The sequence below is a fragment of the Gottfriedia sp. ABJ_BB2_2 genome (assembly GCF_055484705.1).
In genome coordinates this window covers 1-8,338 of record NZ_JBVFKR010000020.1, presented here as the reverse complement: position 1 = coordinate 8,338, position 8,338 = coordinate 1, and the positions used below count along the sequence as shown (strand labels likewise).

The following is an 8,338-nucleotide window of genomic DNA, read 5'->3' as shown; positions in this document are numbered from 1 at the left end:
TTCTACTATTTAGCAATAATGGAAAAAGACGTTAGTAGAAAATTTAATTTAACTAAAATGCTAACAATACTTTTAACATGTGTATTTTCAATAATATTTACTGATTAAATAAAATTTCATATTGAACTAACTGGCGCGTTAGTTGAAGATAGCGAGTTGCCACAGCGACTCGTTTTTTAGTTGAAGAAGGTAAATTTTCATTTAAATAAGAATAAGTATAAGAATAAGAAACTTCTATTTTCTAAGGAAGGTAAATTTAAATGAATAATACAGTAAGAAATGCAATTAACAGCGTAATAATAGAATTCAACCTAAAAAAAGGTGAGATTTGTGAAGTTGATAAATATCAATGGAAAATAATCTTAGATAAATTTGAAACAAAGTTTATAAACAAGTCTCATTACACCCAAAAAACAGAATGGTATTGGGAGCATTTCAAAAGTGATTATGCAATACAATTTGAAGATAATAGTGCATATGAATATTTAAGTAATCTCATTGAGGAAAACGAAAAAGTTTGGTTTTTTGTTGAAGAAGTAAGTCAAGTTCCAAAATTTTGGATATACGAAGGTACAGTAAATGCGATTCAAATGATTATAGGAGAAACTGTAGGTATTGGAGAATATTATATAGTCTCAAAAAAATTTAATTGGGTACTTTGTGAAAACCATCATCGATACTTAATCGCTTCTGGCGATCATATGATTGATAAATTGAAAAGAATGAACTTATTGAACTAGTACTAAAAAGTTTTATACAACTAACGGATGCTTTAGTTGAATAACGAGGACTACTTCGGTAGTCCCTTTTTTAATGCACTAAATGGGAGTTTAGTTAATAAAGAAAAGGACTTTTGAGTATTTAATTGAATTGAATAAATAAAATAGATAAATAAATATATAAATTTTAAAGGGTCAGGTAGCAACTATGAAAAACAACTTTATTAAATTGATACTAAGTGGCATTTAACTTTTTTTACAGAATAAACTGATGATAGATGAACAAGTAATCTATTTATTTATATAGTTATTTTTTAAGCTATTGCCAAAATTAATTAGCAAAAATCACCTTGATTTAACAGGAGGAATTCTATTTGGAAAGGGAATTGAAAGCTTTACAAATTGGTATAAAATGTTCAGTTATTATTATATATTCGTACTTACTATGGTTAATTATTTATCGCTCAGATGGCCAAAAGGAGAACTTTATTTTTTATGTGGCAGTTATGGCGGCTGTTTATATAATCTATTTGGTTTGTGATTTAGCGATAAAAAAAGGACTTAAGAAAAGATAATTTTTACCTAAAGTTGTAAAATTTTAAATCTATTTACAACTCTAATTCAACTAACTGGCGCGTTAGTTGAAGTTCGACAGGGGTTCAGAACAATATTAAGTTAACTTTAAATAGTGGTGAGAGAGTGGAGAATATAGCCTCATATCTTATCAGTTTATTAATTCCTTTTCTTATGATTGCTATTGGAATTGTACATAAAATAAAAGCTCCCAAAAAAATAAATCATTTTTACGGTTATCGCACCTTCCGTTCTATGGCATCACAAAAAGCTTGGGATCATGCTCAAAAATTGTTAGGCTATTATTCCATTAGGTTTGGTATCTGTAATATAGCGATTGCTATATTCCTTTTGTATATTTTACCTTTTTCATTGGATGTAGTTACGTTAATTAATATGGGATTAAGTATGGTTTTTTTATTTATTCCAATTTTCTTTATCGAAAAAAATTTAAAGAGAAATTTTCAGTAATATAACCTTAGATTTTAAAATTTCTTGTACAACTAACTGGCGCTATAGTTGCATACCACGAGTACCTAATTGGTGCTCTTTTTTAATGCAGTAAATGGCTGGATAGTTCAATAAGGATAAAGAAATTATTTAATGTATAATCAGAATATGAGGTGAATATATGAAAAAATTGGAATTGGATGAAATTGTTAAAGTTTGCATTAAATCAGCAATAGATTATGGGGTTGCAGCTTACGAAGTTGTAGTTAATTCTAAAAAAACAAATAAGTTATATGATAAACAATACAATAATTTCAGACGATTAAAAAACCATGAAAACGGTGTTGAGGCTTTATTTGAATTATTGGAACATCCAAATTTGTATGTCAAATATACTGCTGCAATTTATTTATTATCTGTTGACGAAAAAAAGCCAGAGATGTAATAATCAGTGTTGCTAACTTATCTGAGGCTTTAGAATTCGATTCTCACTATCTTATTAAGGAATGGGATAATGGTAATTTAAGGGATTATTATAGGTGATTTTTTGGAACAAGTAATATTTATATGTTTAAATTATACAATAAACGCATGCGTTAATTAGAAATTTTTGAATAAGTATAGGAATAAGTAATTAAAAATTGCTTAGGAATTAAGGGGAATGTAGATGAAGAAATTAATTACTTTTTGCGTTATGACTCTAACTTTGATTATGACTGTTGGCTGTTCAATAGAGGATTCTCCCGTAACAAAAAGTAAAGTTGAGACTGAAAAAGAGAATAATCCGAAAACCCAAATATTTTATTTCGGTGAAGGCGAACACTGGTTTGGGACATACACATTATCAAAAGTAAAATCATCTAATTTCGATTCTTTGTATATCCAATATATAACGGATCGCAATACTGCAGTTGATGAACAAACATCCCCAAAAATAGGTAAGATCGAATATGTAGTAACGATAGGTGATGATTCTAAAAAAAGTAGTTATCCATTAGCTTTGAAAGGAATTGGTAATTACCATACTGCTACCGAGTTTAATGCAGAAATATTTGACCGTATCAGTAACGCACCAGATGAAATTACCTTAGAGATAAAATGGTTAAATCATAATGAAACAATTAAGCTAAAAAAACAAAAATAATACTCAATACAAGTATTCCTTATGCAACTAATGGATGCGTTAGTTCGATAACATTTCGAGAGGTGGCGTTCATCCTCCTTTACAAAATGTAAGTTCATTCTATACTGAATAATGTTAAACTTAGAGTAGATTTATACTAAGACTAGGGAGAGAATATCTTGTTAAAAATAATTAGAATAATCTTTGGGATAATTGCAGTTTCATTAGCTGTTTATTCTTTAATAACTCAAAACTTTTTTATGATTCCATATATGCTTTTCTTCTTAGGAGGAATGTTAATAATAGTGGGCTTACAAGAAAGAAAAAAATCTAATTCAATAGTTTTTTATATTGTAGCTGGGTTTAATATATTTGTTTCAATATATACAATCTTGTTGAACTAACTGGCGCGTTAGTTGAAAATCAAGGCAGCAGTGGCTGTCTTTTTATTTTTGTATTTGGCAATTCAATTGATTATGAAATGATATAATAAGAGCTAATTAAAGTATTTACATCTACTAAAAATATACATAACTTCTATGAGGTACTAGTATGAAAAGAAATTATTTTTTAACAATTATTAACACCGTATTTACTTATTTTTTAGCTATAATTACTTCTATTCTTTTAATTTTTGTATTTGAAGATATCCCTACAGATGGAGGCCAATACGCTACTGCTTTTGTTATTTTCCTAATTTATGTTATTTTAGGTGTCCCTGTAACATTAGTAATAGATTCTATTGTAAAAATAATACCTAAACAGAGATTACTTTATACATATTTAATTCAGGTGTTATTGTTTTTCATTGTAATTATTTTGTTATCATTAATTGAAGGAAGTCTAATATTTTACAAAATTAAAGCATTATCTTTTTATGTATATATATATTTTCATATTCTATTTTTACTTAGATTACCAAATGGCAAAGCAAGCTTTACTATATTAGATTTATTCAGTAAAAAACATTAATTTTCAATTAGAAATTGTATTACCCCTGTTCAACTAACTGGCGCATTATTTGAACAACGATGACTTCTTCGGAAGTCTTTTTTCATGTGATTATAGTCTGTTAAGCCGAATAAGAAATATTTAAAATTTATTTTATTTCTATAGATGTTCTTTAACAAGAGTGTTAAATTTGAATTGACTATCTATAAGTAAAGGAAATATAGATATATGCGTTATTCCTTTTTTACATTACGAATAGATTGTAATCGGGAATATGAATAGGAAGTACATGTATTTATAGGGGAATGATTTGATGAAGCAGAGGTTACTTTTATTGTTAGGAGTTGTATTAATTTTACTTTCAGCACGAAACAGCATGTTCAAAGAATTTGTTTACAATTGGGGAATGGACCGAAAATATGAAATTACAGAAATAAATGAAATGTATAAGGCATTGCCTACGAAGTATCAATTTGGACCAAATACTATAGATACAAAGCATATACTAATAGATGCACCAGTATATCGAGATCCGTGGGATAACTTTGTCCAATTGGGTGACGTGTATATTACAATCAATGGGCAAGAAAAAGATGTTTTAAAGTATTACCCAGTAAAAATAGGTGAAGATGGACTAAATCAATATACACATTATGTTTCTTACTGGCTAATATATGATAAAAAGAAAAAAGAAAAATCTTTGGCTATCGTCCTTCAAAAAACTAGAGAAATCATGGAAAGTATGGAAGATTACATACCTAAAGAAGAGCAAGAATATCGTATTATTACAGTCAATAAAGCTGGGAAAGTAAAAACTGAAGACTTTTCGTACAAAAATAAATCTAAATTACAAACAAAACTTATTCCATCTATGGATGAAGGTCCTTCAGGTTATTATACAGACGCTTGGTCTTCATATCCTTCATTCTTTGTTTACATATATCCATTTTTTTATCCAATGATTACATTTGGTATTGGTATAATATTAACTCTAATTACTCTGATACTAATGATATTAAAAAAATATAAAGCGATGAAAAGTAATTAGATATAACAGAGTAAAATATTTTGGTTATACACTTATTTTTTTAAAATTTGAATGTATTTTAGTTACATATAGTTTTTTCAGTAGATATTTAAATTAATTCTATAACTAACTGGCGCTTTAACTGAAATTACGAAGGCCGTATATTAGCCTTTTTTTATACTTAATAAGTGGGTAATTTGCCATGGGAAAATGAAGGGAATTATTGTTAAAATTGATTAAAATATAATTGCCATCTATTTAAGTAATTAAAAGTTTATAAGCTAGAAAGAGTGAATGATTTGAATATGAAAAAATTAAAATTAAGTACAATAGTTTATATATGTTCCTTTTTAGTCGTTTTTCCTTTAAGTATGCCAGTGTATTTAATATTAGCTATGATGTTAGGTGGTCCTTCTGTTTCAGAATCTACAAGTGATATTGTTTATATTTGTTTTATGTTAGTAATTAGTATTTTAGGTGCTACTATTTTAAATGCCATTTTTCGGGTAGGATCGTTTAATAAAAATAATAAATACACTTGGGGAATATTTATAGCACATTTAATTTTAATTCCAATAAGTGCACAATACATTTATCTCTATTTATTATTTTGAGTAAAACTTATGCAACTAACTGGCGCGTTAGTTGAAGACAAAGAGCTGCTTCATTGCAGCTTTTTCATTTTTTTAATATAAAAGAAGGTAATAACATTTATGAGTAGAAATTAACATATTATGGAAAAAACGAGGTTTACTATATGAAAAAAAATATCTTAATGTGTTTAATATTCGTTTCTATTCTTTCTGTAGCTGCTTGTAGTAAAAATAATACTGACAATGTTCAAGGAATTGCCTATGCCAGCTTAATGAGAAGTGACCAGGCTGCATTAAGTGACAAACAAGGAGTAGTAGAAAAAGTCGAACAATTACCAAATGATGCTACTATCATTGATGAAGATTTTAATAACCAAAAATTATATTCAGTAACTTTTAGATTCGATGGCACTGACGATACGATCATTGTTTTTGTAGATGGTGAGAACAAAAATGTTATAGGAACTCTTCGAAAATAATAGATATTAAGGTTTTTAATTCAACTAACTGGCGCGTTAGTTGGAGACAAAGATGGGCTACGTGGGTAGTCCATTTTTTTATTGTGGTAACTGGCAATTTAGTTTAATAGTAAAATGTTATAATTATAATGGGGAAAAATTAGTTACTTTTGAAAAGGGGAAAGACAAAATGTATGTCGGGAAAATAATACTTACATTTGGAGCAGTATTAATCGTTCTAACATTGCCTTTAGCTTACTTTATTGGAGTTATGGCAACCGATGACCCATATGGTCCATGGTGGGCCTTTTGGTCTGGTTTCTTTTTTATTGAAGGAATACCAACATTAATAGCTCTAATTGGTCTAATTATCATGGCTGTCATTAAATTGAGGAAAAGAAATAAAAGCAACAATCTTACTTGATATATTTTAAAGGGGATAAATATGAAGAAGAAAATTAGCATAGGTTGGGTAATCGTATTTTTGTTTATTTTATATCTAATTACAAATTTTATGGGTGACAATACATTCGAAGATTTCTTACAACGAGAAAAACAGATTTATGCTGATAGAGACAACCATACAGCTGGATGGTATGGTCCTGAAGGAAAACTTGATTGGGATTCCTCAGCAGTCACAAATGCAGGTATATATGATAAATATTCTTATACATTTATCAAAACAAATAATAAAAAAATAGAAGTATCTGCAATAAAAGTTTTAGGGATATGGATTGATACCACAAAAGGAAATTAGTAATAAGAGCATCATATATATAATAATTATCTTTATTTATTCTTCAACTAACTGGCGCGTTAGTTGTATATCATGACCGACGTTTCGTCGATTTTTTTTGTTTTTATCTGGAAGATTAGTTGGAGAAGAAAGAAGGAAATAAAGGCAGGTTTATTGAAGAAAGTGTAGTTATTGAGAGAAAGGGAAATTCTTCTTTTACATTTTAATATCTATAATTAATAGATAATCTTCTAAGTAGTGTACATAAATATGGCAGTTGTTGAAAATAAAAAAGTGAATAAAGGTCTTATTTTACTGTTAATTTTTAATGCTATATTACTAGCCGCAATCTTTCCCGAAATTCAAAGTTTGTATTATAAAACTATTATTCAAAAGACCAAAAAAGAGACCGTTGTTACAAAAACTTTAAATGCAATTGAAATTGCAAGGATTATAAGTAAGCAGAAAGAATTTGCAAAAATATATGATGACAGGAAAACTCAATTTTTATTTATAGATATTTACGATGGTGCAGACACCCTCCAAGAAAACTATATGTTTATGATGCACCACTATTCTGAATACGATATGGCAATGATTATATTTCCAGTAACAAAGTACAAAGTACATGAAAAAACAGTTGAGTTTATATCAAATACAGGCAAAATTACTCAAGTTCATTCAGAAAGTGGATGGGAAGATTATAAATAAATTAAAATTCCTTATTTAACTAACTGGAACTATAATTAAATATTGATTGGGAGACTTGTTGGGCAAGGAGCTGACATTTATGATTATATTATTATTAGCAAAATCTTTAGTAATTGCTGTAGTCTTGTGTTGGCTAAGGATATTTATTGATGAGATTCTTAGACAATGGGAATATGAGGATGAAGAAAAAAGAAAGGTATTTATAATAGGGGTACCAGGACTAACTATACTTTATTTTTCTTATGAATTTTTAATAAAATAATCATATATAAACAAAAAGACCACCAAATTGTGGATTGTTTCCCTTATTCAACTAACGGATGCGTTAGTTGAACATTAAGAGCAGCTATTGGCTGCTTTTTTATTTATGTATTTTTGAAGATTAGTTTAATAAGGAAAACAGCTAAATTTCCTAATGGCATTTACAAAATATAAAATTATCTTAAAATGGATTTATAGCTATCCATCGAATAGAGGTAATCATCAATGAATTATGTTAGATTTATTATTTATCAATTTATCTTATTTACCGTCCTTTTTCTTATCAACATTCCTCTGGATAATTACATTAGTACACCATTTAATCATGTTGATCTAGTAGCAATTTGTATAAGTTTTCCAGTCATAATAATTGTATATAGCATAGTAAATAAGGTATATAGGCGATTTGAAACAATTAGGATGCGAAATAAGGTATTAATTTCTATACCGATTGTTTTTATATCATTTCTGTTTATAGGATTCGTAACGCAACTATTCTTTTAGGTTGCTTTAACTAACTGTCGCGTTAGTTAAAGACCACTAGCTGCTAGAAAGCAGCTTTTTTAATTTGAATTAACTTGCAGGATAGTTACATTAGGAACCTCCGAATTTCTATTTGAAAAGAAAAATTTCCCAATTACAAAAACTTTTCTTGTTGATACAATTATGTAAACGTTTATAAAATTCAATAAGAATATAATTAATATATTTGTTTTGTTAAAACAGTGTGGTAGTA

Annotated in this window: 14 protein-coding genes; all 14 read left to right on the top strand. The window is 28.0% G+C overall.

Going from position 1 to position 8,338, the window contains the following annotated elements; genetic code table 11:
• Window positions 1-260 precede the first annotated feature (260 nt).
• The 14 genes from ACX6U0_RS21155 (at window position 261) to ACX6U0_RS21090 (ending at window position 7,603) form a co-directional block, all read left to right on the top strand.
• Window positions 261-740 carry a DUF6756 family protein gene (locus tag ACX6U0_RS21155; protein WP_464961793.1) on the top strand — a complete coding sequence of 160 codons (480 nt, stop codon included), beginning with the start codon at window positions 261-263 and terminating at the stop codon, window positions 738-740.
• 353 nt (window positions 741-1,093) lie between these two features.
• Window positions 1,094-1,294 carry a hypothetical protein gene (locus ACX6U0_RS21150; protein WP_464961792.1) on the top strand — a complete coding sequence of 67 codons (201 nt, stop codon included), beginning with the start codon at window positions 1,094-1,096 and terminating at the stop codon, window positions 1,292-1,294.
• Window positions 1,295-1,418: 124 nt separating this feature from the next.
• On the top strand, window positions 1,419-1,763 hold the full coding sequence (locus ACX6U0_RS21145) for an SdpI family protein (protein ID WP_464961791.1): 345 nt from the start codon (window positions 1,419-1,421) through the stop codon (window positions 1,761-1,763).
• Between the two features lie 160 nt (window positions 1,764-1,923).
• A complete protein-coding gene (locus tag ACX6U0_RS21140) occupies window positions 1,924-2,187 on the top strand; it encodes a hypothetical protein (RefSeq protein WP_464961790.1) in 264 nt (87 codons plus the stop codon).
• 222 nt (window positions 2,188-2,409) lie between these two features.
• Window positions 2,410-2,886 carry a hypothetical protein gene (locus ACX6U0_RS21135; RefSeq protein WP_464961789.1) on the top strand — a complete coding sequence of 159 codons (477 nt, stop codon included), beginning with the start codon at window positions 2,410-2,412 and terminating at the stop codon, window positions 2,884-2,886.
• Window positions 2,887-3,044: 158 nt separating this feature from the next.
• Window positions 3,045-3,269, top strand: a complete 225-nt coding sequence (locus ACX6U0_RS21130) for a DUF3953 domain-containing protein (RefSeq protein ID WP_464961788.1) — start codon at window positions 3,045-3,047, stop codon at window positions 3,267-3,269.
• Window positions 3,270-3,417: 148 nt separating this feature from the next.
• Window positions 3,418-3,837 (top strand): hypothetical protein, encoded by a 420-nt coding sequence (locus tag ACX6U0_RS21125; RefSeq protein ID WP_464961787.1) that lies wholly within the window; start codon window positions 3,418-3,420, stop codon window positions 3,835-3,837.
• Window positions 3,838-4,129: 292 nt separating this feature from the next.
• Entirely contained in the window at window positions 4,130-4,864 is a 735-nt protein-coding gene (locus tag ACX6U0_RS21120; protein WP_464961786.1) for a hypothetical protein, read from the top strand.
• Between the two features lie 284 nt (window positions 4,865-5,148).
• Window positions 5,149-5,457: a hypothetical protein gene (locus tag ACX6U0_RS21115; RefSeq protein ID WP_464961785.1), complete on the top strand. Its 309-nt coding sequence runs from the start codon at window positions 5,149-5,151 to the stop codon at window positions 5,455-5,457.
• 143 nt (window positions 5,458-5,600) lie between these two features.
• Complete coding sequence (locus ACX6U0_RS21110; RefSeq protein WP_464961784.1) at window positions 5,601-5,915, top strand: hypothetical protein; 315 nt, start codon at window positions 5,601-5,603, stop codon at window positions 5,913-5,915.
• 169 nt (window positions 5,916-6,084) lie between these two features.
• Window positions 6,085-6,318: a hypothetical protein gene (locus ACX6U0_RS21105; RefSeq protein ID WP_464961783.1), complete on the top strand. Its 234-nt coding sequence runs from the start codon at window positions 6,085-6,087 to the stop codon at window positions 6,316-6,318.
• Between the two features lie 21 nt (window positions 6,319-6,339).
• Window positions 6,340-6,651 (top strand): hypothetical protein, encoded by a 312-nt coding sequence (locus ACX6U0_RS21100; protein ID WP_464961782.1) that lies wholly within the window; start codon window positions 6,340-6,342, stop codon window positions 6,649-6,651.
• A gap of 249 nt (window positions 6,652-6,900) precedes the next feature.
• Entirely contained in the window at window positions 6,901-7,341 is a 441-nt protein-coding gene (locus ACX6U0_RS21095; protein ID WP_464961781.1) for a hypothetical protein, read from the top strand.
• A 79-nt stretch (window positions 7,342-7,420) separates the two neighbouring features.
• A complete protein-coding gene (locus ACX6U0_RS21090; protein WP_464961780.1) occupies window positions 7,421-7,603 on the top strand; it encodes a hypothetical protein in 183 nt (60 codons plus the stop codon).
• The last annotated feature ends 735 nt before the right edge of the window (window positions 7,604-8,338 follow it).

Bases quoted from the DNA above. Each gene is read 5' to 3' on its own strand.
- ACX6U0_RS21155 (WP_464961793.1), top strand. From the start codon at position 261: ATGAATAATACAGTAAGAAATGCAATTAACAGCGTAATAATAGAATTC.
- ACX6U0_RS21115 (WP_464961785.1), top strand. From the start codon at position 5,149: ATGAAAAAATTAAAATTAAGTACAATAGTTTATATATGTTCCTTTTTA.
- ACX6U0_RS21140 (WP_464961790.1), top strand. From the start codon at position 1,924: ATGAAAAAATTGGAATTGGATGAAATTGTTAAAGTTTGCATTAAATCA.
- ACX6U0_RS21135 (WP_464961789.1), top strand. From the start codon at position 2,410: ATGAAGAAATTAATTACTTTTTGCGTTATGACTCTAACTTTGATTATG.
- ACX6U0_RS21120 (WP_464961786.1), top strand. From the start codon at position 4,130: ATGAAGCAGAGGTTACTTTTATTGTTAGGAGTTGTATTAATTTTACTT.
- ACX6U0_RS21095 (WP_464961781.1), top strand. From the start codon at position 6,901: ATGGCAGTTGTTGAAAATAAAAAAGTGAATAAAGGTCTTATTTTACTG.
- ACX6U0_RS21090 (WP_464961780.1), top strand. From the start codon at position 7,421: ATGATTATATTATTATTAGCAAAATCTTTAGTAATTGCTGTAGTCTTG.
- ACX6U0_RS21125 (WP_464961787.1), top strand. From the start codon at position 3,418: ATGAAAAGAAATTATTTTTTAACAATTATTAACACCGTATTTACTTAT.
- ACX6U0_RS21100 (WP_464961782.1), top strand. From the start codon at position 6,340: ATGAAGAAGAAAATTAGCATAGGTTGGGTAATCGTATTTTTGTTTATT.
- ACX6U0_RS21105 (WP_464961783.1), top strand. From the start codon at position 6,085: ATGTATGTCGGGAAAATAATACTTACATTTGGAGCAGTATTAATCGTT.
- ACX6U0_RS21110 (WP_464961784.1), top strand. From the start codon at position 5,601: ATGAAAAAAAATATCTTAATGTGTTTAATATTCGTTTCTATTCTTTCT.